Annotated in this window: 21 protein-coding genes and 1 pseudogene; 4 read left to right on the forward strand and 18 right to left on the reverse strand. The window is 42.3% G+C overall.

Features of this window, described 5'->3' with window-relative positions; all coding sequences use genetic code 11:
- Positions 1 to 21: 21 nt before the first annotated feature.
- Together CH373_RS07245 and CH373_RS07250 are read right to left on the reverse strand one after the other, a co-directional pair.
- Positions 22 to 504, reverse strand: a complete 483-nt coding sequence (locus CH373_RS07245; RefSeq protein ID WP_100712722.1) for a hypothetical protein — start codon at positions 502 to 504, stop codon at positions 22 to 24.
- Complete coding sequence (locus CH373_RS07250) at positions 501 to 1,424, reverse strand: ATP-binding protein (protein ID WP_100712938.1); 924 nt, start codon at positions 1,422 to 1,424, stop codon at positions 501 to 503. The genes CH373_RS07245 and CH373_RS07250 overlap by 4 nt, the downstream gene beginning before the upstream one ends.
- A 357-nt stretch (positions 1,425 to 1,781) precedes the next feature.
- Here CH373_RS07250 and CH373_RS07255 point away from each other — a divergent pair, with 357 nt between their 5' ends.
- From CH373_RS07255 to CH373_RS07265, 3 genes are all read left to right on the forward strand, one after another.
- The gene (locus CH373_RS07255; RefSeq protein WP_100712723.1) at positions 1,782 to 4,163 is read left to right on the forward strand and encodes a SpoIIE family protein phosphatase; all 2,382 of its coding nucleotides are present in this window, start codon (positions 1,782 to 1,784) and stop codon (positions 4,161 to 4,163) included.
- An 82-nt stretch (positions 4,164 to 4,245) separates the two neighbouring features.
- Positions 4,246 to 5,148 (forward strand): NAD(+)/NADH kinase, encoded by a 903-nt coding sequence (locus tag CH373_RS07260; RefSeq protein WP_100712724.1) that lies wholly within the window; start codon positions 4,246 to 4,248, stop codon positions 5,146 to 5,148.
- Positions 5,141 to 5,485 carry an STAS domain-containing protein gene (locus CH373_RS07265; RefSeq protein WP_100712725.1) on the forward strand — a complete coding sequence of 115 codons (345 nt, stop codon included), beginning with the start codon at positions 5,141 to 5,143 and terminating at the stop codon, positions 5,483 to 5,485. Before CH373_RS07260 ends, CH373_RS07265 begins: the two co-directional genes overlap by 8 nt.
- Before the next feature lie 131 nt (positions 5,486 to 5,616).
- Here CH373_RS07265 and CH373_RS07270 read toward each other — a convergent pair whose 3' ends face one another.
- The 3 genes from CH373_RS07270 to CH373_RS07280 form a co-directional block, all read right to left on the reverse strand.
- Positions 5,617 to 6,387, reverse strand: a complete 771-nt coding sequence (locus CH373_RS07270; RefSeq protein ID WP_100712726.1) for a hypothetical protein — start codon at positions 6,385 to 6,387, stop codon at positions 5,617 to 5,619.
- Between the two features lie 210 nt (positions 6,388 to 6,597).
- Positions 6,598 to 7,041, reverse strand: a complete 444-nt coding sequence (locus CH373_RS07275; protein ID WP_100712727.1) for a hypothetical protein — start codon at positions 7,039 to 7,041, stop codon at positions 6,598 to 6,600.
- A 99-nt stretch (positions 7,042 to 7,140) separates the two neighbouring features.
- On the reverse strand, positions 7,141 to 8,805 hold the full coding sequence (locus tag CH373_RS07280) for a PhoX family protein (protein ID WP_100712728.1): 1,665 nt from the start codon (positions 8,803 to 8,805) through the stop codon (positions 7,141 to 7,143).
- Positions 8,806 to 8,916: 111 nt separating this feature from the next.
- Between CH373_RS07280 and CH373_RS07285 the strand changes: the two genes are divergently transcribed.
- Positions 8,917 to 9,420, forward strand: coding sequence for a hypothetical protein (locus CH373_RS07285; RefSeq protein ID WP_100712729.1), 504 nt, complete (start codon positions 8,917 to 8,919; stop codon positions 9,418 to 9,420).
- Here CH373_RS07285 and CH373_RS07290 read toward each other — a convergent pair.
- From CH373_RS07290 to CH373_RS07345, 13 genes and pseudogenes are all read right to left on the reverse strand, one after another.
- A complete protein-coding gene (locus tag CH373_RS07290; RefSeq protein ID WP_100712939.1) occupies positions 9,401 to 9,919 on the reverse strand; it encodes a hypothetical protein in 519 nt (172 codons plus the stop codon). The two genes, CH373_RS07285 and CH373_RS07290, sit on opposite strands and share 20 nt — an antisense overlap.
- Positions 9,920 to 9,983: 64 nt before the next feature.
- Entirely contained in the window at positions 9,984 to 11,813 is a 1,830-nt protein-coding gene (gene htpG, locus CH373_RS07295) for a molecular chaperone HtpG (RefSeq protein ID WP_100712730.1), read from the reverse strand.
- Positions 11,814 to 13,424, reverse strand: a complete 1,611-nt coding sequence (locus tag CH373_RS07300) for a BatD family protein (RefSeq protein WP_207761437.1) — start codon at positions 13,422 to 13,424, stop codon at positions 11,814 to 11,816.
- Positions 13,421 to 14,113: a TPR repeat-containing protein BatC gene (gene batC / locus CH373_RS18945; protein WP_423789757.1), complete on the reverse strand. Its 693-nt coding sequence runs from the start codon at positions 14,111 to 14,113 to the stop codon at positions 13,421 to 13,423. Before batC ends, CH373_RS07300 begins: the two co-directional genes overlap by 4 nt.
- Positions 14,114 to 14,161: 48 nt before the next feature.
- Positions 14,162 to 15,157: pseudogene (gene batB, locus CH373_RS18950) on the reverse strand (VWA domain-containing protein BatB); the annotation flags it as partial.
- Positions 15,154 to 16,098, reverse strand: coding sequence for a VWA domain-containing protein BatA (gene batA / locus CH373_RS07310; RefSeq protein ID WP_100712941.1), 945 nt, complete (start codon positions 16,096 to 16,098; stop codon positions 15,154 to 15,156). The pseudogene batB and the gene batA, both read right to left, overlap by 4 nt.
- Positions 16,095 to 16,970, reverse strand: coding sequence for an LB_053 family protein (locus tag CH373_RS07315; RefSeq protein WP_243393300.1), 876 nt, complete (start codon positions 16,968 to 16,970; stop codon positions 16,095 to 16,097). The genes batA and CH373_RS07315 overlap by 4 nt, the downstream gene beginning before the upstream one ends.
- Positions 16,967 to 17,797 carry a DUF58 domain-containing protein gene (locus tag CH373_RS07320; protein ID WP_100712732.1) on the reverse strand — a complete coding sequence of 277 codons (831 nt, stop codon included), beginning with the start codon at positions 17,795 to 17,797 and terminating at the stop codon, positions 16,967 to 16,969. Before CH373_RS07320 ends, CH373_RS07315 begins: the two co-directional genes overlap by 4 nt.
- A 1-nt stretch (position 17,798) precedes the next feature.
- Positions 17,799 to 18,809 carry an AAA family ATPase gene (locus tag CH373_RS07325; RefSeq protein ID WP_100712733.1) on the reverse strand — a complete coding sequence of 337 codons (1,011 nt, stop codon included), beginning with the start codon at positions 18,807 to 18,809 and terminating at the stop codon, positions 17,799 to 17,801.
- 18 nt (positions 18,810 to 18,827) lie between these two features.
- Complete coding sequence (locus CH373_RS07330) at positions 18,828 to 19,439, reverse strand: LIC20036 family protein (protein ID WP_100712734.1); 612 nt, start codon at positions 19,437 to 19,439, stop codon at positions 18,828 to 18,830.
- A 22-nt stretch (positions 19,440 to 19,461) separates the two neighbouring features.
- The gene (locus CH373_RS07335) at positions 19,462 to 20,748 is read right to left on the reverse strand and encodes an LIC20035 family adhesin (protein ID WP_100712943.1); all 1,287 of its coding nucleotides are present in this window, start codon (positions 20,746 to 20,748) and stop codon (positions 19,462 to 19,464) included.
- 96 nt (positions 20,749 to 20,844) lie between these two features.
- Positions 20,845 to 21,939, reverse strand: coding sequence for a DUF1574 domain-containing protein (locus CH373_RS07340; protein ID WP_100712735.1), 1,095 nt, complete (start codon positions 21,937 to 21,939; stop codon positions 20,845 to 20,847).
- 50 nt (positions 21,940 to 21,989) lie between these two features.
- Complete coding sequence (locus CH373_RS07345; RefSeq protein ID WP_100712736.1) at positions 21,990 to 22,364, reverse strand: PLU-1-like domain protein; 375 nt, start codon at positions 22,362 to 22,364, stop codon at positions 21,990 to 21,992.
- Between the last annotated feature and the right edge of the window lie 361 nt (positions 22,365 to 22,725).

The raw sequence follows: 22,725 nt of genomic DNA on the forward strand, positions 1-22,725 counted from the left end.
TCGATCAAAAAGATTGTGGTCCTATTCTTTTTTGTTTCCTAAGTCCAAATCCCCTAACATCTCAGTTTCGTATTCCTTCTTTAGAAAAGAGTAAAATTCAACCGGCAGGACGATTTTATGATTCAGGACCTGCTCGAATAGCTTTCTGACCAGATCTTCGTTTTCAAATCCTGTAAAGATCCATTCAATTAATTCGAGTGCAAAATCTAGTCTGCCGTCTTGGGCAATGATGTTATGAAATACCTCGACTACTTCGGAAGTTTTATCTGCTTGCAGTAAGCCGCGAATTTCTACCGGGACGGTCTGCAGCAAAATCTGTTTTTTTGCGTTCGGAGTGCAGATAAACTCCTTTTGTCCAGGTTTAAGGTTGGAACGAATTGCGGAGTCGATTTCCTCTTTTGGAATACCAAATTTTTCTAATGTTTTGGCAAGGATCTCCCCTAAAATGAAATCCTGCAAAGGATGAAAAGGATATCCAGCTTTTTCAGGTTCGCTATTTGTCATTCATCCTTCTCGACGCTCGCCTGTTTTCTCACTTTATCAAATAGCCTTTCCAGTTCCTCGGAACTGTGCTCCTTGTTCGGTTGAAAAGAGCAAAATACCGCCTTAAAATATCTGTCCTTATGAATCAAATCGAAGCCGGCAGATTGCATCATGGAAGCGATCTTATTTTCTCTTCCAATATGCACTACCAAAGTGACGGAAGACAATTTACTTTTTCTATGATCTAGGTGAAAATAACAGATTGGTTCATCCGGGTCTAGCCGATCGATTTCTTGACGAAGATCGTCAAAACTGGTAACCGCTCGAATTCCTTTGGGGTCCCTGTAGTGGATTAATACTCTCTTAAAATAATAAACCTTATCTCCGTTTTCCCGAATCTCTACACCATTTAAGATTCTTCTTTCATCGGAGAGTTCCTTCATGAGATATTCTCCCCTGCCCCTAGGGCTCTCAATATCGAAAAGATCCGAAGTAACGTCACCTCTTCTCACATTTTCGTTCACTTGAGATAGAGTATATTTCATCCCAGGTTGCATCTCGTGTTTAAACGACATTTTGAAATAAGGATTGGAGGTTTCCGTAAAAATTTCAAATTCCACTTCGGCGTACTTTCCATATCCGTGCTCTACGATATTCTGAATCGCTTCTGTAGTCACAATCCTCATTCTATCCGGATCAATTCCTACAATCGAAGCATATCGAAATGCAAAATTTTTGAGCTCGAACAAAGTGCCCAGGGAGGAATCTACCCTTGCATGAATTTCTTTATTAAGAATTTCCTCTCGAAGCAACGTGGTCTGAAACTTCATATAAGATAAACTTTTTTTCAAATACGGAGATCGATCTGTGTTTTCCAATTGCATTCGCAATTTATGATTTTGCTCTTCCAGATCTTTAAGTTTCTTTTCCAACGTTAGCATAGTTTTTATCGCTCCCTTTCCAAAAGGATCTGCTTTTGAATCTGAGTCGCTTTCAGGCGTGTAATTTCTTCCGCGTGCCTGGATATATCCAGTCCGGAATAAGCATTCAGTATTACAACTAATATCGGGTGACGACTCCCGGAAATTTGCCAATTCGTGCAAATCTTTTTCTAGTTTCTCGGTTTTCTTTTGCCTCCTTAGATGTAACGCATTTTTCACAGATTCTTAGTACATTTTATAATTTCATAGCCTAACATCTAACATATCCATAAGCGAATCACAAAACCCACTCAATTGAAAAGTCCTTAAAAAACCAAATTTCCATAAATTAATAATATATCCGCCGGGGCAAATTTTATGAGCTTTAGACAAAAGATTTTCCTAATATTAGGAGCAAGTCAGTTATTACTCGTAGTCATACTCGCGATCACTTTCATTCAAATGATTGACCGAGTAAAGAACGAACCGCAGGACAAGCGGGCGCAAGACAGATCTTCGGAATTTAGAAGCGAATTAAAGCACAAAGAAGAAGTCATTCGACTCTTGTTAAAAGAAATCGAAAGGAACGCAAAAACGAAATCGATTTTGGAGTCCGGAATAAGATCTAGAAGCATATTAGAAGCCAATCTTGATTATTTCAAAGGAATCATGAGCCAGTACGATCTTTCTATATTCGAAATATTGGATACGAAAGGGAAGGTCTTTTACAGGTTCCATCGACCTAAAGATTTTGGAGACGATAAATCAGGACAAAAGATAGTAATGGAAGCTCTAAACGGAAGAGTCGCATCAACTTTAGAGATCGGGCACAGCGGCTTAGGACTTAGAGTGACTTCTCCCCTAAACAATGGCGGACTGATTTTGGTCGGGCAAGTAGTTGATGAGAAATTTCTTCATTCGATTACCGGCGAAGACGTTCATATGGCTATATTCGAAAAAGGAAAATTAGTTTCCTCGTCCGACAGAACAATCTCCGAATTTTTGAGCGAAATAAACCATTCCAAGGTACAGGACGGCTCGCGACTTAAATTCTCTGGAAAGCATTTTTACATTTCAAAAATCCCTTATGAATCAAAAGGTTTGAGCGAATTAAGATTAGATTTTATTCTAATGATCGACGAAACCGAGTTACATGAATCTACCAGAAACCTTTGGATTTATTGCGGTCTTATTGCCTTGATCGTGTTCAGTGGAATTCTGATCGCTTCCTATCTATTTTCCAGAGACATTATTCATGCGGTCAAAGCATTGAACTTCGCGATGAAAAATCCGGAAGAAGATGAGACGATGATCATTGATCTAAATCGATCCGACGAACTCGGAGAAATGGGAGAAGTGTTTATCCAGATGAAAAAGGATTTGATGGAGCACCAGAGTTCTCTCGAATCTAAAGTAATCGAAAAGACCAAGGAACTACAAGAAACCTTGGGCGAGGTACAGACTTTGAAAGAAAAACAAGACGGTGACTACTATCTCACTTCCTTGCTTTTAAAGCCTTTGGCTTCCCTACTCTACCAAAGCCAAGTTACCAAAATAGAATCTGTTCTGAAGCAAAAGAAGAACTTCAAATTCAGAAACAGATTCTCTGAGATCGGAGGGGATCTAGTTTCCATCCAAGAAATTACTCTTTATGGAAAAAAATATTTAGTACTGATGAACTCCGATGCAATGGGTAAATCCATTCAAGGAGCAGGTGGTGCGCTGGTAATGGGTACAGTATTTAAGGCGATTATCACTCGGACCAATCTCTCTAGAACCAACCAGAAAAAATTCCCAGAGAAGTGGCTCAAAGATTGCTACACCGAACTTCAGAACGTCTTCGTAACCTTTGACGGGACGATGTTAGTTTCCGCCGTTATATGCCTGTTAGATGAAGAACTAGGAGCTCTCTATTATGTGAATGCGGAACATCCTAGCATGGTCCTTTATCGAGATGGAAAGGCTAGCTTCATAGATCAGAACATGACGGAAAGAAAGCTCGGATTTACCGAAAATTCTATCGAGCCTCGAATTGGAGTCTTTAAAATAGAATCTAGGGATTTGATTTTCATAGGTTCCGACGGAAAGGACGACTTACTGATAGAATCTCCTGAGTCCGGCGATACAGTCATGAACGAAGACGAGTATCTATTCTTAAGATTTATAGAAATCTCAAACGGAAATCTTCACGATCTAGAAAGATTGCTCGAAACCAGTGGAGAAATTTCCGACGACTTAAGTTTGATGAGAATTGGATACAAAGAGAATAATGTTCCGGTTGCTCCGAGTGTGCCTGCAGAGTATACTTTACTAGTTCAGGAAGGAATTCGAGAATACAAGAACGGAAATCTTGAAGCGACCAAGTCTTTCTTTCACCAAGCTTTGGAAATAGAAAATTCGGATCCCACTCTCCTCAAACAGTTGGCAAGGATCTCTTTGAATTCGCGGGAGTTCGAGCAAGCTATAGAATACTGTAATGCGTATCTGAATAAATTCCCATTCGACAACGAATACATTTACTATGTTTCTTATGCGTATCGAAAGACCAAGGATTACAATAGGGCGATAGAATTCTCCGAAAAACTCCGTTCTAGAGAACCGGAAAATATTCGAAACTTGAAACATTTGGTGGAACTCTATCGCCTTACAGGAAGTAGATTGAAATTCAAAAACACCATCACTTTCCTCAAAATACTGGTTTCAAAAACGGAGCTCATGGAAGAGGAGAAGAAAACTCCGGAAGGAGCATTGCTTGCTTAGGTTGAAAACCCGATAAGATTTCGAGAAAACGATTTCTTTTTTCCTTTCCGGAGCGTCAAATACCTACCGATATTGGTATTCAATGCTTTCGGAAAGGCTTAAGCACTTAGACTCCGTTTTAGTAGTATTCAAAAGAACCAAGTTCGAATTGGATCTAGACCAGTATGGCTCCCTAGAGGAATTCAAAAGAGTGGCCTCGATTCAGAACGATTCATTCAAACGAGTCTATAATTCCCATATAAGACAATTGGAAAGTAGAGAAGAAGTAATGCGTCTCTTTCCAAAAGGCACTTTCATTTTTAGAGAAGGTTTGGACGAGAGGGATATTTCCCATTTCGATTTGGTCATCTGTCTAGGCGGAGACAATCATTTTACATACGTGGCTCACCACGCAGCAGAGAACCTTGTTCTGGGTTGCAATTCGGATCCGGAGACCTCTGTGGGAGCTCTACTGTCCTTCCATTCGGATGATTTGAGAAAGAGCCTGTCCTCTAATTGGTCAGACTCACATATCGAAGAATGGCCCTTGATCAGTGTCAGAATCGAGTACCCCGATGGTAGGCAGGTTCGGACTTTCCAAGGAATCAGCGAAATCTCGATTCGAAATAATAGCCCGGACCTTACTAGCCGATTCTTAATTTCACATGGAAATGAGAGCGAAGAGCAAAAATGTTCCGGACTTTTAGTTTACACTGGTGCTGGATCCACAGGATGGGTTATGTCTTGCGAAAATCGAGACGTAAGTTTTGACAAGCAAGCGCCTTATTTCAAAGTGTACTGTAGAGAGCTTAGAAAAAAAGAGCATATTAAATATAAACTAGACCACTTTACGGTGACCGATTCCTTTCGTCTAATTTCAGAGATGCGAGGAGGAATTTCGATCGATTCGTTAGCCGAGCGAATCTACGATTTCCCACCTGGAGCCATCGCAGAGTTCTCAGTTTCACCAAAAAGATTACAAGTGGTCGTCAGGAACAATGGATAGTTTGAGAATTATAAAACAAGAAGCAGGACGAGATATCACAGTATATTTATTGTCCGGAAGACTGGACGAATCCACATTCCCTTCTTTTAAGGAAACCATTTTAGATGCAACTCACACTGCTAATACAGTGATGAATCTCTCAGAGTTGAAGTATGTTTCTAGTTCTGGCATCCGAGCAGTATTCGAGCTCAAAAACCGACTCAGTCACGAGGGCAAAAAGCTAATCCTTACCGAGGCCGGAGAAAAAGTGATTCAGATCTTCAATCTACTCGGACTTTGGAAGCCATTCACTCACTTTGAAAAAGAAGAGGACGCAATCGCTTCTTGTCTTAGGTAACTTTTTCTAAGATCGGATTCGATCCCTTGCGAAATTTTGCCGAAGATCAAGCAGGGATTACGTAAGCAAAACCGAAGCACTGCGTTAACGCCGATAGTAATCGGCGTGAGTGTACAGATTCAAACGTTTTTCTAAGGAAGAATCTCTGTTCTATATAATTTGATACTGCCTTCTTTGAGCGACCAAAGAATCAAATTAAAGAAGGTATTAGGTCTTACCTCTTTATCGTACTTTTCAGAATACCAAGGAATCTTTTCCAAGATTCTTAGATGATCAATTTCCTCAGGTTTATCTATAAAAAAGATTATTTCAGTATTAGCTGGTTTGTCCTCTTGATATTTCCTTAACGGCAGTTGCCTATTTTTATCTCTTATCTTTTCTACTACGTCAAAATTTCCAGAATCAGGTGAGTAGATTTGGCAATTATGTATGCTTAGAGGCTGGCAATCTTTCTGAACAAAGAGTAATCGATCAACATCAACATGTCTTTTTTCCCCACCGATCGAAGAATGAAAGCGGAATCTCCAGAAGCTTTTGCCCTTAGTAGGATCGCTTCCAAATGGATTAATAATAATTTCTTTTCCGATATTAGGGTTCAGTACACCCAAACTATCAAAAGAAAGACATTTTCCTAGTACCCATACAGCAGCATCCTCTTTAACTTTAGGAATTATTTCCGAAGCCCTTTCATAAAACTTCTTATAAGCGGCCTCATCATCAAGAAAATTAGGAATTTCTAATCGTTTATCAAAGAAATGTTCTTTATTTTTCCGGAGAAATTCAGCTGTGGATTCATTTGTTGCAAATTCATATATTGAGAATTCCTGTTTATTAATGCTTAAATATATTTTCTTCATTATTAAGTTATTTAAATGACGCCGATTAATAGCGCCTACCTTCATCTGAGTGAATTCTCTCCAAATCTCTGCTGCTTAGGTTTCCGCCTTGCTTCATAAGACCGGATAAGGAAATTCGCAAGGCCCGAGAGTGGGCCAGGGATGGCCAAACGTCCTGGAGCTTGATACAGGATGTATCAGCGGAAGGCGAGGGTTGCGATTTCCGCATCCGACTTAATAAATGTACACAGCAAAGCTGAGCGAAAAGGCTTCTGCCTATTTACCTAAATTCTTTTGAATCGCATTGGTTAAGAGGTCAGGCTGGTCTGTGCCGATTCTAAACTTGCTTCCATTTCGAAGAGATACTTCTACTGCATCCAGACCATAGATATTGAACATCCAACCGTGTGGAGTGTACCTGACTCCCCATCCATACCACCAAGAATTCCGTACAGCCTTCGCGTTTATGATGTCCGGCATCTGAATCCTGCGAAAAATCAGGCCAAGTCCGAAACGAACCAGAACTTGCTTTTGGTCAACAGAAACTCTCAAGTCCCAAAAAAGTACCAAGCAAGCGAAGATCAAAGCAGAAACTGACCACATCGCCCACCGATAGGATTCTGCGTGCGCAGGATTAAAAAATCCGGCAACGCCTGGGAATAGGGTACCTAGTAACAACGGAATTCTAAACCACCAGCTGGATTGAGTGTGTTCGTACATTGTAATCCTTGAATATTCGAAGAAAGACTTGTTCTTTCCGAATAGATCATAAAAAGGAAAAAGAAAGTTACAAGCCAGATTCGGAAAGTCGAACCTTTTTCAGCTTCTTCGAATCGCGACGACTCCGGGTCTTGGGATATCTCCCTTCTTTCTTCTTGGCCAACGACTTGACGGATTGGAATAATCTTTTGTAGTTTCGCCCGGGTGTTGTACTGAAAGAAACAGTACTTTATCCTTCTCCGCGAACCAAGGCCCTGTGAGTTCGGATCCTACTGGAGCAGACGCAAACTGGAATGCTTTTCCTTGGTGCCTTCCTGCAGTCGGTAAATAGAACAGACCATTATTTCCAAATTTTGCATATTGGTGATTTCCGATCAGTTTAGTTGTAATATCGGTGACCATCCAGAGATTGGCTAACCTATCAAATGCTAGATTGTCGGGAGAAGCAAATCCGGATTTTCCACCGCCGGCGGCAAACACTTCGAATTCAAATTCGATTCCTTCGTGGTCATGATCTTTTTCTACGATTCGAACAATTTGTCCGAATAAGTTCCCATGCTTATCGTTGTTGGTAAAGGACACATAAATGCTCTTATCGATCGGATGTATTTCCAGATCCTCAGGTCTGTCCATTGGAGTAGCTCCCACACATTCTGCGGCAAGCCTGCAATGTACTAGTACGTCAGCTTGATTCTTAAAAAGTACGTTTCCGTTTTTGGCTTTGGCATTCCTTAGATCCTGATTCTTTTCATAATCTAAAGCGATCCACTTTCCAAATTCAAAATTAGCGGCAAATAATGTTCCGGAATCTAATAAAGAAGAATTTAATTTTCCACTATCCGGGTCGTACGTGCCGTTCGAAACATACTTGTATACGTACTGATCCTTTGAATCGTCTCCCATGTACACTACAAGCCTTCCGGACTTAGAAAGAGTAAGCGCGGTGTTCTCGTGCTCGAACCTTCCCAAGGCTGTATGTTTGATCGGAGTCGAGTCTGGAGAGAAAGGATCTACCTCTACTACCCAGCCGTACTCTTTCGGATTCGTAAGATAGCAGTCTTCGATCATCCAGCTTACGTTCTCTTCGCAGGAAAGAACCGTATCCCAAAGAGTGATTCCTCCGGAACAATTTCCAAAAGTACCATAGGTTTCCGTTTTTCCGTCTAACGCTTCGGACCCGGATGCTGGTCCTGCAAATCGAATCGGCGTTCTGCCATGAATTCTCCGACCGAATTTCGAGTCCGGATCCAATTTCCAAATACCATTTACTTTTCTAAGATGTGTAACGGAACCGCCGAGATTGTAGAGATAAGTCTCTATTTGGGAGTCGGTTCTTTTTTGAGAAGATGATTTTTTATAATCGAATCCGTTCACATAATATTCAAGATCTCTTAAATACTCATGATTCGTCCAAAGTAGACCGCTATCCTTTTTACCAGGAAAAGGGAGAAAACAATTAAAGTCCGCGTTGAATCCAAAAGTATCGCCTTTGCGATTCACTCTGTCACCGAACAGAGCAATAATATCGTACTGAAATCCTTCCGGCAAAATCAGATCGTCCTCGGTATTAGGTCGGATCGGAGTAAAAGGAAGTCCGTTTTCTAAGGCAGTGGATAAGGAACGACTTCGGCTTCTTGGAGTAGGAATCGGAAAGGATGATGTCAGAATCTCGCTTTTGGATAAGAGAGACCCTGATTTGACCGCGGCGAGAGCAAGCGCCCCCTTGCCTACGTAGCGTAGGAACTCCGACCGAGTGACCTTCATAGTTCAACTTTGAAAAGTGTGATTAGGGCTTCTATTCGTTTTTTAGTCGAATTGAAAAAGGAAACTTAGTTGTAATAATCTGCACTCGGTTCAAGTTGAGAACCTTATAAGATGAAAGCGCCCACGGCACCTTCCACTCCGTTCTTTCGTATCTTATTTGTAATGGGATTTCTTTCCCTCGTGTTCTTTGTCCCACTCTATCTGGTAGTCCGCGGCGAGAATGTACACCAAGCCGAGCTCTACAAATCGTTAACGGGACCTGGGAAAAAAGAATTCGGCGTACTTACAGAAAAAACCAATCTAGAAAAGCTCGGAAGAACAGTACATCTCTACACTTACCTTGTTTCCGACGAATTCGGCAAAAAGCACGAAGTCACAGAAGAGGTCGATGAGCAAACACACTTAAGATTAAGGGTCGGAGATACGGTTAACGTTCGTTGTAAAACGTGGACCTCCTTGGGAAAAAGGAGATTGATTGCCCGAATCCTTGGGAACAAGGCCCCCACACCTAACTTTCATTTTATGGAGATACTGTTTTTGAACGGAATCGCCTACTCCTTGTTAATCATCGGAATCGGTACGTATTACCGAATTTTCAAGGCGGCGGAAGAATAGTCGTAAAAGGATTTTCCTTTTGAAAAATCAATTGTACTTGGTAAGGCTCCTGCACATATTTTGCGGGATTCATCTCGTACGATATATAACAATAGTATTTTTCATACACTACGATGTACATATAGTCTTGGAATTTAATTTCCTGCATCTGATTGCGGATCCCTCTCATCCAGATAGAGTCTTCGTACACTCTTTCGTACCGAATTGTTCCCGGAGTGACTTTTTTGAGTTCCTCGAGAGTCATTTTTTGGGGGTCTCTTTTTCTCAGCTCGAGCTTTAGGGATCGTATAATATTATATTCTAATTTTGCTTTTGCGATGAGCTCGGTATTCGGTAAAGTCTTGAAGTAATACTCGTAGTATTCTTTATCGAGGGCAGACCCCTCTCTGTGAACCTCTCCCTCTTCGGCTGCAACTTTCTCTTTTTCGGAGCCTTGGGCACTAAGCAGGCTCGCGTACATAAATAAAATTGCTAAAATCGAATAGAAGGGTGTCCGCATTCTCGGTACCATTATACGTATCGGTACGAACCCGAAATTTCACCCTCCTTTTTTTATTGCTGGATCAAGCTTCTGTGAGCTCTTCTAGGAGTTCCTTCTGCCTTTTGAGTGAATTTGCGATTTCTTCCTCACCTAACAGTTTTGCCCCGAGCATGGCCATGTCGTACACAGACCGAGCTATTTTTTCGGCCTTTTCCGGTCTTAAGCCCTTGGAAAGGTTGAGAATGTTCCGGACCAGCTTGGACTTTCGATTGACCAAGAGTGTATGATTTCTCAAAAGTTCCGTGGATTTTTGACCGTACCTTTCGCTCATTTCTGCGATTCGACGCAGATGCTCGGGCAAAAGAATCACTGCCGGGACATCCTCTGATTTAAGCGCTTCGGTCCGGATCTCTACACCTTCCCTCGCAATCGCTCTTTGAAAGATTTCCTTAATCCGATCTTCTTCCGTTTTGTTTTCGGAATCCGCTAGTCCAGGACTAGCATCTTTATCCAAAATCGGATCTGCTAGTTCGGAATCTACTCTTTGGAATTTCCACTCTGGGTGTTTGGTTTCTAAGAATTGCAAAAAGTGAGAATCAATCTTTGAGTCCACTAAGATCGCCTCCAATCCGTGAGACTTCAACAGATCCATGTACACGGAAGACATTTCGCTTTCTCCGGCGTAATAGATCTTTTCTCCGTTCTTTTCCTTATTTCTAGAAATATAATCTTCCAAGCGGATCAATTCTCCGTTCGAAGATTTGAAAAATACGAGATCCCTTGCGGCTTCGTAGAATTTCTCGTCCGTCATCAGTCCGTATTTCAAGAACAAGGCGATTTCATCCCAGTTTTTTCGAAAGGATTCCTCGTTGGATTTGAATTCCTCGAGTAGCTTGTCGGAGACTTTCTTTACGATATGTGCTGAGATTTTCTTTACCAAAGGATCGTTCTGGAGAGAAGATCTGGATACGTTCAAAGGTAAATCCGGAATATCCAGAGTACCTTGCAAAACCGTCAAGAATTGCGGTACCAACTCCTTGGCATCGTCGGAAACGAACACATGATTGCAGTAGAGTTTGATTCCCATTCTGCTGATATCCAGTTCGTGACGAAGTTTCGGAAAATATAATATACCTTGGAGTTTAAAAGGATAATCTACATTCAAGTGAATGTGAAACAGAGGTTCTCCCGCGAAAGGGAACAGATAGTTATAGAATTCCTCATACTGCTCTTTCTTTACAGAAGCAGGTGTTTCGCTCCACAGTGGTGTTTGTTTGTTCGCCTTTTCTTCTTTTACGTAAATTGGTACTGGAAGAAAATCACAGTATCTACGAATCAGCTCCTTTAATTTCCAGGCATCCAGGTATTCTCCCGAATCCGAATCTAAGAATAAAGTTATCTTAGTGCCTCGATCCTTTAAGTCGTTAGGCTTGAGTGAAAATTCGGTTCCGGATTCGCTCTCCCAAGTAACTCCTACGGTATCTTTTCGAAAAGATTTGGTTTCTATTCTTACCTTAGAAGAAACCATAAAACAGGAGTAAAAGCCGAGCCCGAAATGGCCGATGATTTCGGGCATATCTCCTTCTTTTTGGTATTTTTTTACGAATTCCTCCGCACCTGAAAAAGCGATCTGATTGATATACTTTTGCACTTCCTCTCCGGTCATTCCGATTCCGTTGTCCTTGATCGTGAGAGTGCGCTCTTTTTGGTCAAAATCTAGATCGATCCTGTAATCCGTTCCACCTTCAAATTCTTCTCTGAGAGAAACCTTTTTTAGTTTGGCGACCGCATCACAAGCATTAGATACCAATTCCCTTAAGAATATATCTTTTTCAGAATATAACCATTTTTTAATAATCGGAAATATATTCTCGGTCTCGACCGAAATCCTACCTTTGGTTTCTTCGTTCATTCAGATCAAATCCTCCCGTATTTTGTCCAGAATCCTATAACTAGACTTTAAAAGTTCTGATTTATTTTTGGAATCAAATCCTCGATACGCCTCGTAAAGAGATTTCGTACCGGACTTGGATTGAGAAAGCAAACTCGCGTCCTCCTCAGACCCGCCCTTCGCAAGGATAGCATGCTTCAATACCAAACCTCTTTTGGAACCGATCCACTCGTCAAGTCGATTCAAATTTCTAGACACCTTGGTTTCGGCGCGCATCCGAATCGTAATCCAGAAGAATCCGGCACCTATACCTAAAATTCCAAGTCCGATCAGCACAGAAATATAGAATTTGGAAGTCTTCACAAAACTACTTGCATCGAGGTCTTGAGATTGCTTTGGCCTAGGAGGTTCGATTTTCATAGCCGGCAAAAATATTTCTGCGATCGCGTATTTTCCAGATTCCGGATCGAAGTAATGAAAACTATGTTTCGCTGGATTCCACTTACCCGCTTTTTTCGGAACCACAGAGTAGAGATACGTGTAAGCAATATGAAATCCATATTCTCCAGGGTCCAACTCTCTAAATTCTCTTTGTGGTAAGACCTGGACGAGAGTCGCCTCGGGAAAACAATCCTCCGAAGCACATCCTTCCTTGAGCGGATCTCTGACTGGAGAAAGATTTCCTTTTCCCTTGACCACGATCCTTAGAGCAAACGGCTCCCCTTCCCATCCGGTGTTTTGCGGATTGTCCGCATAGGCCTCGAATTTTCCGACCGCCCCTTGAAATCCAGAAGGAGAAGGTCGTGGGAGATCCTTCACGATCACATTACTCGGAACTGTACGAATTGTCCTCATATGAAAATAGGACTGCAACTGACCTTCCAAGTGGAATGTGGTAGAGCCGAGGGAAAATTCTCCCGCCTTCAAAGGAGTTAACACGTAGAACTCCTTGTTGTACGGCGCGGCTTCATACGGAGAACCGTTGTATACTACCGATTCAGGAATGCTAAGACTCATCCCGGAGAGAATCTCACTTCGAAAGTAAGGGAATTCAATCGAATTAGAAGGATCCCGATCAAAGTATGGGCGAATTACATTTCTATAATATAGAGCGAAAAAGCCCAGAACAGGTTGTCCCACCCAAATCTGCTTTTTGTCCATTTGAAAGACTACTTTCAGATCTTCGTCCGAAGGCCCCATGTCCTCTTCGGTGGAAAAAAATCGATTCCACAATGAACCGGGAGAATTGCTATTGGCCTTTGCCTTTCTTGCCCCAAATTCCACTATCAGTTTTCCTGAATGGATTTCTTTTCCGTCGGACTCTAGTACAATTTCGGGGACCTCATACTTTCCCGGATTTGCTGCCACCAATCTATATTTCAGCAATTTCCTTCGTAAAACTTTATAGTTCAGTATGCTTGTATTGTCCTCCATTCCCCAATATACTGCCTTGATCCCTTGTCCTATAAATTCTTTTTCTAATATTCTAACCTGGGATTTTCCTTCTAATTCGCATACTGCAAAAACTGGATCTCCCAAATCTGCGTAGGATTGTGTTAGATAGAACCTAGGATCCGCCGCGAGTAAAGGAGACGCGCTCAAAAAAAGAAAGAATGCAAGTCTGAATTTCACCAGAACACCTCTCTGTTTCTGGAGCCCTGGCTTTTTCGTTTCACGGATTCCAAATCTAAAGCATCCATCATTCGATCTAACTCCGCCTCTGATTTAGACCTACTTTTGGACTTGGATTCTTTTCCGATTCCGGATTTATCGTTACCTCTTTGCTCCAAATTTCCGGACTGGTTTTTTTCTTGAGATGAGCCTTGCTGACCTTCTTTGCCTTGTTCCTCCTCCTGGTTTTGGGAGCTTCCGGAAGGCGGAGGAGGCGGAGGCATTTTTCTAAGCCATTCCAGGTTTTTGCGAGCAGCCTCCATATTAGGATTTTCTTTCAAGGAACGTAGATAGTGTTCCGCTGCCCGTTTTCTATCGCCTAATCTCAAATAGGTGTTTCCTAAATTAAAATGGGCTTTGGATCTTAGCTCGGCGTCCTTGGACTCTAGCGATTTTTCAAAATGACGAAGTGCTTTGTCGAGTCCGCCCGATTTGTATTCTGCACTTCCACGGTTGAATTCCATCCTCGGATCTCCGGGAAAATAAGGCTCGGCTTCTTTATATTTTTCCAAGGATCCCGAAAAATTCCCATCTTCATAAGCGGATCTTCCTTCCTTGACCCGATTTCCACCCGGATCCAACTCAAATGCGCTCAAATTAGAGAATGTCGGCAAAAGCAGAAAGGTCAGAAATAAGACAGAACCGACCACCGGCAGCTTCCATTTCCCAAAGCGAAATCCTTTCTTAAGCTTTCCAATAAATTCTAATATTAGAAAATCAAAAAGTAAGAATAAAAATCCTGGTAGAAGCGTATTTCTGTAACCTTCCGCCCTTCTCAAATTCTTGATTCTCTGTGCGGTATTCTTATCCAATCCGCTAACCCACCGGAGTATCTCTTTTGCTGTAATAGATTCTCTATCTAAGGAAATAAATTTCCCACTGTTTTCTGCGGCGATCGAGTGCAGAAATGCCTCATTCGCTTTCGAATGAATTACACCGGGAGAATTTTCATACGGAGCCAAAGACCCATCCGTACTCAAAAAGCCGCTATTTCCGAGTCCCTCGTCTCGATACGCGATCGGACCTCCTTGCGTAGTTCCTACCGACCAAACCATCACTTCCGCAGGAAATTGAAATACTCCAGGATTTTCTACATCCTCCCCATCCGAAATCAGAATCAAAACTCGGTTTCGAAACACTTTATTCGACTCTAAAACCTCTTCTGACTTCCGAAAAGCTGCAGCTAAATCCGTGCCCCTATCCCCTACCATGTCCACATCCAGTCCGCGGACATAGTCGGAAAAAGCTCCCACATCGGAGGTCATCGGGCAGTACATGAAGGGGGAAGCCGCAAAAACGATCATTCCAAAACGATTTCCGGTCAATCCAGGCAAAAGTCTAAGCAGAGTTTCTTTGACTCTGACCAATCGATTCGGGGGAGTATCTACCGCATGCATGGAAAGACTTACATCTACAAGGAAAAGGAAGTCCACTCCGTGTATGGATTGTTCTTCTTTGGAAGGAACACCCTCCGGTTCTCTAAAACTCATCAGGCAAAGAAGGATTCCGGCTCCAAGGCAGAGGAATCTGGTCAGGAAAAAAAGGGTGGAAGGAACACCTGCCTCGCTCTCCAATCCCGGATAACCAGACTTCCAATTTCTCCAGTAAATAAGGAATCCAGTCCTGGAGAATAGATACACCAAGTAAGAAAGCGCGCAGACAAGAAATAGCAGCTTTAAAAAATCAAAACTCATACATAGTACCGAGTTAGAAAAACCCTAAAAATCAGGTCTAGAGAGATCAGAAGCAACCCTAGGATCAAATATATTAGAGCATCCGTCTCCCGAATCTCTTCCGGCGGTAAAGAAAGCGGGTCCCTTTCCAAGGAATCAATCGAAGCCAAAACTTCCCGGAGCTGCCCTGTATCCTCCGCTCGATAGAAAACTCCACCGGTCTTTTCGGAAAGCTGCGCGAGAATATCAAAATTGATTTCATACGACTGATCCTCTTTCCCGATTCCAATACAATAGATCTTAATTCCAATTCCGTCAGCTATTTCCGTAGCGGTTACTGGATCTATTCGACCCGTATTCGACACTCCGTCGGTGATCAAAACAATCACTCTGGATCTTGCCGGAGAACGTCGCAATCTATAGGAAGATAGGATCACCGCGTCCCCGATTGCGGTTCCTTGTTCCGGAACAGTTTCTTCTTCTACGACCGCGAGAATTTCTTCTAAAGTGGATCGATCAGAAGTCAAGGGAGATTGCAGATACGCTCCTCCTGCAAATACCACGAGCCCGATTCTATCCCTTTCTCTCTTTCTGATGAATTCTCTTAACAATTTCTTGGAAACTCCGAGTCTCGTTTCCGGTAAAAAATCCCGACTTCTTGACATCGATCCCGAAACGTCCAAAGCAATCATGATATCCACGCCCTCTGTTTCCCTAGGTAAAAAACGATATGTTTTACCTGGGCCAGAGAGAGAGACCACGATCAAGCTCAATGCAATGGGTCTGAGTAAAGGCACTGCATATTGAAAGAATTCAAAAATTCGATCTTTACTCTCTGGTTTCGCGCCAGGAAATCGAATTCGAAAAGAAAGCGAGGGTTCTCCCTTCCAATAGGAATACGCTGTCCAGAGCCATATTGGAATCAGAATGAATAAGTAACCTGGTGCCTCCCAATCTCTCATCTTTTGAGTAGTTCCTTCCAATAATCCAAAGCCATTTCCGCTGCCTCTTTCGGAATTTCGGATTCCTTGGACGCATACTGGGATACTCTTAGCAGCTCTTCCCATCTTTCTGCATCCTGTTGGGAAACAGGAAAAGAATTGTAGAGTCTATCAAACAACTCTGCTTCCGTTAGGTGAGAAGTAGGAGCTCCTATTTTCTTGGACATTGCTTCTCGAATATAGCCGGAAAGAGCTCTATAAAATTCCCGCGAACGAATTGGAGCAGCCGAAAGCAAATTCTCCAATCGATTTTCGTAAAGTTGGATCCTTTCAATCAATGGATCCAGTTGTACAATTGCGTCCACCGGATTTCTGTATTTGGTTTTGTATAAATAATAAACGTAAGCACCTCCGAGCAAAAGCGAAAGAACTCCTGCAATCATCGCAGTCAACTTCCAGCCATAGGGGCCTGAAAATTCTAGAGGTGGTTGTATGTCCTCAGGTGTCTTGTCGGAATCTTTTAAGGAGGATTCAACGACGATAGATTTAGAGGATCGGACCAACACTCCCGAACTATTTTTCCAGTCCAAGGGTAAAGTTTGTATTCCAGATTCATAATATATAACTCTTACTTCGATTTTTTGCTCTTCGTGCTTGATCGAAAGAATCTCCATCCAAGGCAAATCGGGGGCCTTTGGATCGGGATGCACTCCTTTTGCTGGGATTTCTGGGTCATTCACTTCACCGATTTGAAATTCTAGTGTATAGATCGATTCCTGTCCGATCAAAACTTTTTCGGGATTCCAGGATTCGGTCACTCCGAAAAGATCGCAAAAAGCTCCCGACAAAAAAGCAAATAGAAAGAAGAATTTAGTCCGGTTCGAACTACTCATCTGGTTTTCCGCCAGTATGCAAAAATTTTAGAAGGATCATCTTCGCTTCCTTCCAAATCCAAAATGCGGTCCTTGAATAGATTTTCCAAATTTCGACGCGCATTTACCTGCGCGGATGGTTCTAGGTGAGTTTTTCCTATTTCAGGATCGGAGGTTAGGAAAAAGGAAAAAAGCCACTTAGGAGCTCCTTCTTCCAATGGATCTATAAATCGAATCGCATGAAGATTATGAACTTTTCTTAATATGGATAACTTTTTCAAGGAGCGAGTTCCGATAAAATCGGACAGGATATAAGTATCTGTGTATCTGCGCACACGATTCTTCAAAATAGAAAAAGGTAGTTCCGGATTCGTCTTTTTACCGGAATGCGAAAACATTCTTACTTTTTCCAGCGCGGGAAGCGCCTCCGGTACCGTTCTCAAAAATCCTGTTTCGTATTCCAACTCATCCGAATACAATAAAATCTTAGCAGGGTTTCCGTTCCTTACATAAAGAAGTACTAATAAAGCCAATACTTGAAATGCATTCTCCGATTTTTTCCATTTTCCGGAACCCCAGTCCATAGATTCGGAGACATCTAAGAAAAAAATTCCCAGCCTTTCTTTTTCTTCGTAAAATTCTCGGACGTGCAGTTCTCCGAGTCTGGAGGTAACATTCCAATCGATTAGACGTGTGTCGTCACCGACCGTATAAGGCCGTACGTCTTTGAAGTCCAGCCCCCTCCCCTTTTTGGTGCTGGTCGCCCAACCTTGCTTTTCTCTTACCGAAAACCCTTTCTCCTTAAATTCTAGAAGTCGAATTAGGTTTTGGTACTCTTTGCGAAGCATACTAGAGGACCTGCGTGGCCTCCGAAACGGTTTGTATCACCGAATCGATGCTGACTTCTTCCGAAATCGCTTCAAAGGAAAGTAAGATTCTGTGCCTCAGAATTTCAGGTAAGCAGGCCTTGACGTCTTCTGGAGCGACGTAGTTCCTTCCTTCCCATAATGCCAAAGCCTTGGCTGCCTTCAATAGACTCAAACTCGCCCTAGGAGACGCGCCGTGTTTTACGTAAGGTTGTAAATCCGGAATCGCTGCCTCTTCCGGACGAGTGTTCCGAACCAGTCGAATGATATAACTTTTCAACTTTGGTTCCACGTGAATCTTGTCCACTAAGGAAGAAAGTTTTAGAATTTCACGACCTGAGGAAACTTTTCGGATTCTTTTTTGCGTATCTGATAATTGTCCGTGCTGGTCCAAGATCGCGAGTTCTTCCTGGTAGTCTGGATATTCTACGAGTACCTTCATAAAGAAACGATCCATCTGTGCTTCTGGCAATGGATAGGTCCCGTCTTGATCGATCGGATTCTCGGTTGCTAAAACCAAAAAGGGTCGATCCAAAGAAAAAGTATTTTCTCCAATCGTTACTGTCCTTTCTTCCATACATTCCAGAAGGGCAGATTGCACTTTTGCAGGAGCTCGGTTGATCTCATCTGCAAGAAGTACGCTCGTAAAGATCGGACCTTTTCTAGTATTGAACTCTCCGTTCTTCGGATTAAAGACTACAGTACCGACCAAATCCGCAGGGAGCAAGTCGGGTGTAAATTGGATACGTTTGAAATCTAGTTCTAAAGTAGACGCCAAGGATTTTGCCAATAAGGTTTTTGCAAGACCTGGCATCCCCTCTAATAGCACGTGTCCTTGGCAAGCCAAGGAAATCAAAAGGTTGCGAATCACTGCATCTTGGCCGGTTATTTCCTGAGCTAATTCGTTTCTAATCTTTTGAAAAGTTTGTTTAGCAAAAATCAGATCCTCTTCTGAAAGAGCTCCTGATTCCGTTCGCGAGATTTTAGATTCCATTTGGATCCCTGTCTTCCATTAACGTTCTGCGATCCATCTTCCGGAACTATTCGTTCCTTGATATGCACCTTGAATTTTTCTACTCTCCAGTTCTCCCGAATACGTTTGCTGGAAAGGAACCGTGCTGCCTATCTCCGCACACCTTTGCCCGGAGCACGAGCGAATAAATCGAATTTGTTTTCCGGAAATTCTCAATCCGGAAAGTATTTCGTTTGCCCCCTTCCCCCAATTCGTAAACCGAATTGTACCTCCAATTCCTCCGGATTTTCTCGGAAACAAAATTAGAATTCCTTTATGCGATCCAACTTGAAGTTTATAAGTTCCTACAAAGGCCTTTTCTTGATCGGACAATTGAACTTCCGTCGATGTCTCATCTGGCAAAAATTCGATTTTCTCAACGGAGGATAGGGAAATCGTACGATCCGGATCTTTTAGAACTACGCTTTCCTTGTCTATCGAAACTAGAGTGCCGTCTGTAAAGGAACCGCTAAAAGTTACTTTAGCCTGCCTCCCAATGTTTTCACATCCTTTCAACCACCACCCGAGTAGAAAAAATATCGGTGCAGTAAGAAGGACCGCAAATGCGGTCCCTTTTTGTAATTTGAGATTTAGCTTTAGTTTTTCGGACATACCTGTCCTGCATCCTTATGGATTATTTGCAACCTTGCATTTCTCCCATTTTTTTGTTCTCTTTACCATTGATATAGTAAGTCTTACCTTGGGTAGTAGTCCAGCATCCGTTCTTAGTATTCGGACCTACCATGATTGGACCTTCTCCAATTTTAGCTCCTGAGTTTTCGTCATACTCGATCGCCTTATTTTCGTTGATAATCTCGAAGGTCTTTTTTCCGTTCTTGAAGAATGTAAAAGGAATATCCGGCTTGAACTTTGCTTTTAACTCGTCCGCCTTATCGTCTATCAAGAGTAAGTCGAAACTCATTTTCCCCTTACCTATGATCGAACCTTCCTTATCATAAACTTCTGCGGAAGACATCATGAATTCGTTCGCCATTGCACCCTTGTAGGCAAGATTTCCGTTACTCCAGTAGAACTTCCAGTCACCCTTTCTAGTGTGTTCTCTCGGACCTTCGGCGAACATTTTTCCATTTTTATAATATTCTTTCCAGTATCCGGAGCGGAGAGCCTTTCTCTCTGTACCTGAGCCCTTAGGACTATAAGCTCCTTCTGCCTGCATACCACCATTGTCATAGAATGATTTCCAGTTTCCGGTCTTTAAATCTTCAGAGTAATTTCCTTCTGAAGAAACGGTTTTTCCGTCTTTATGATAGTTGACTTCGTGGCCGCTCTTTTGACCGTTTTTGAATTCAGTTACGGATTTTGGAACTCCATCTTCCGCGTAGTATTCTTTCCAAGTGCCTACCTTTTTGTCATCGGTGTAAGCACCTTCTTCTTCCAAAATTCCTTTATCTGTCTTTTTCCAGTACGGCCCGTTCTTTTTGTCTGCCTTGTACTGAGTGCTCTCGGTCTGTGTTGTATCCTTTAAGAGTTTCTTTTCTTCTCCTTCCTTCATCCCATTCGTATAAGGAGTTTCTCTCAAAGTTTCTCCCGTTTCATACAAGGTCTTCCAAATTCCTTCTTTTTTATCGTCCTTGTAATCGCCTACGCGCACCAATACGCTGAACTTTCCTTTACCTGGATCTTCTTTCTCGGCGTATTCTTTCCACGGTCCGTTTTTCTTAAATTTCTTGATTTGATCGGGTTTTAATGCAGCGAGCTGATCAGCGGAGCAAGGTTTGCCGCTACAATCAATCGTTACCGGACCTTCTGCTTTCATATTGAATGTATCTTTAAATTTCTCCACACGAATGTTCGGAGGAATAATTTGCAGTTCTTGGTTTTTTCCTTTGTCAGTCACACCTGCAGAGGCGCACTCGATAAAAAAGGATAAAGTGAGGCCGAAAAAAATGAGACGTTTCATGAATTCCCTAGGTTCCTTAGAAAAAATGTCCACCCAAGGCTAATGATTTAGTTCAAACCCGTCAACCTCCTTTCCCACCGGAATCGGACTTCGAGATTAGGGATTCGGGTATCTCATCCGCAAAAATCGCAGAAAAGGTCTGTAGCAATCCACCGCCATATGCCCGCTGTCTGCAAATGTATTGCAATCGTAGTCCGGAGTCTCTGCCATATCCACGATCGGAATCGAGTAGGATTCATTGATCGGACGGATTTTTTCCCACCAAGGTTTCGGGATATCTAAGTCCGAAAGCAGATCTTCCAAGGGACTTGAAACCTCCGGTCTGACCACCAAAGTGGAGATTTGCTCTTGTTTGATTAATTTTAGAATTTTCTCATAAAAGTTAAATTGCATGGGGGACATTACATAATTCGGATAAATCCATCCGATGGTTCGGATCGAACTGTCTTCCAATTTGCCAAAGTCTTTCTCTACGAATCCTCCAGCAGGAGACAAAGCATTCCCCTTATTCGAAAATAGAGTACTCACAGTCAATTGCTTGATAAGTTCGGCTGTTTCGTACTTGCTAGTATTCGTAATTCGATTGATTACATTTGCTATATAAGGCTTATTCCTGCTTACACCGAAAAACTTGTTTGCCAAGAAATAAGTAACATTATCCTTTCCTAATGCCCATGAATGAGACAAGATGAATCTTAGATCGAAACTATTTGCTAAATTCGATTTTTTGAATGTAGTGCTGTTTAAGTTGAACTGAAAAGGGTCTGCTTCTAGCACCAAAAAGTCTGGTTTGACTCCCCCTTCGATCATTCTTTCCAGAAAATAAAGATAATAGGCAGGCGTAGTGACCGCAGAAGAAAAGTTATAAACTTCCCAGTCCGGATAGTAATCTTGAATTTCGTCGTACTTGAAATAAAGAAGGCGAGAAGAACCGAGTAAAACCACTAGTTTCTTTTCCGGCTTGTTTTTGGAAGCAGATCCAAACTTTTCGATTAGGTCTTCTAACAGTTGTTGTTTTACGTCGTAGTAAATATACGTATACTCGGCTTTTACGTAATCCCGGACTTTGTCTAAGAAAAAGATTTTATCGAATAAAAAAACGAAAAGAAAAAGAATAACTGGATAAAAAAGAAAAGGCTTGGTTCTGAAATTTAGAATCTCAGGGGAGGACGACGATTCCCGGTTTGACACCGATTCAGGCTCTCGGACTTCCTCCCCCTTGTCAATCCTAAACGATTTGCTTAGGCAGTAGGAGCCAGCGAAGTGTCCGGAATTGATTTTCTACGCTTTTTCATTTCCGCTAACCACTCTTCGGCGTTTTTAAGATAACCAACCAATCTTTTTACGTAGCCTCTACGTTCGGGGTGAAGGATCTCCCTCGCTTCGCGAATGATCTCTTCCACAATCTTCGCATGAAAAGAAAAGTGACTAGTAAATAGATCGAAAAATTCCCTATCCTTTGACAACCAATCCTTAGATTGAATATCTCTAAAAAACTCGTCCATGCGATCTATATCCGAATCAAAATCCCCATCATACGGAGAATTCAATACTGCAATTGTATCCGTAAGATCCGTGAGACTTTGGAAGTAGGCTTCTAGTTCTGCAATCTCCATTAGCGTTACCACCTCGAAAAACAATCCAAAGCGATTGATCCGTTATTTCGTAACTTCTCAGAATCGGATCAGATCGCCGCCGACGCTAAGTCGCCAGCCTTAAAACCATTTTTTTTTAGGGGCCTAAGGGATCAATCGGAAATCGGCATTCAGAAAGAAATTGCTTGTGACAGGTTTTTTGAGACTTTTTTTGGGGGCCCCACCCTGCTCTGGGTGGGGGGATGGGTGGTGGGACCAACGCAGGTCGCAATTCGTCCCTGTTTCACAAATTCGATTGACTGACGATCACTTTTTAGAGAAGCCTTTTTGTAGGAGCTCCTACAAAAAGGCTTCGATTGACTAACGCTACCCGGCTTGATAT

It is taken from the genome of Leptospira perolatii, from assembly GCF_002811875.1.
In the GTDB taxonomy this organism is placed as follows: Bacteria; Spirochaetota; Leptospiria; order Leptospirales; family Leptospiraceae; genus Leptospira_B; species Leptospira_B perolatii.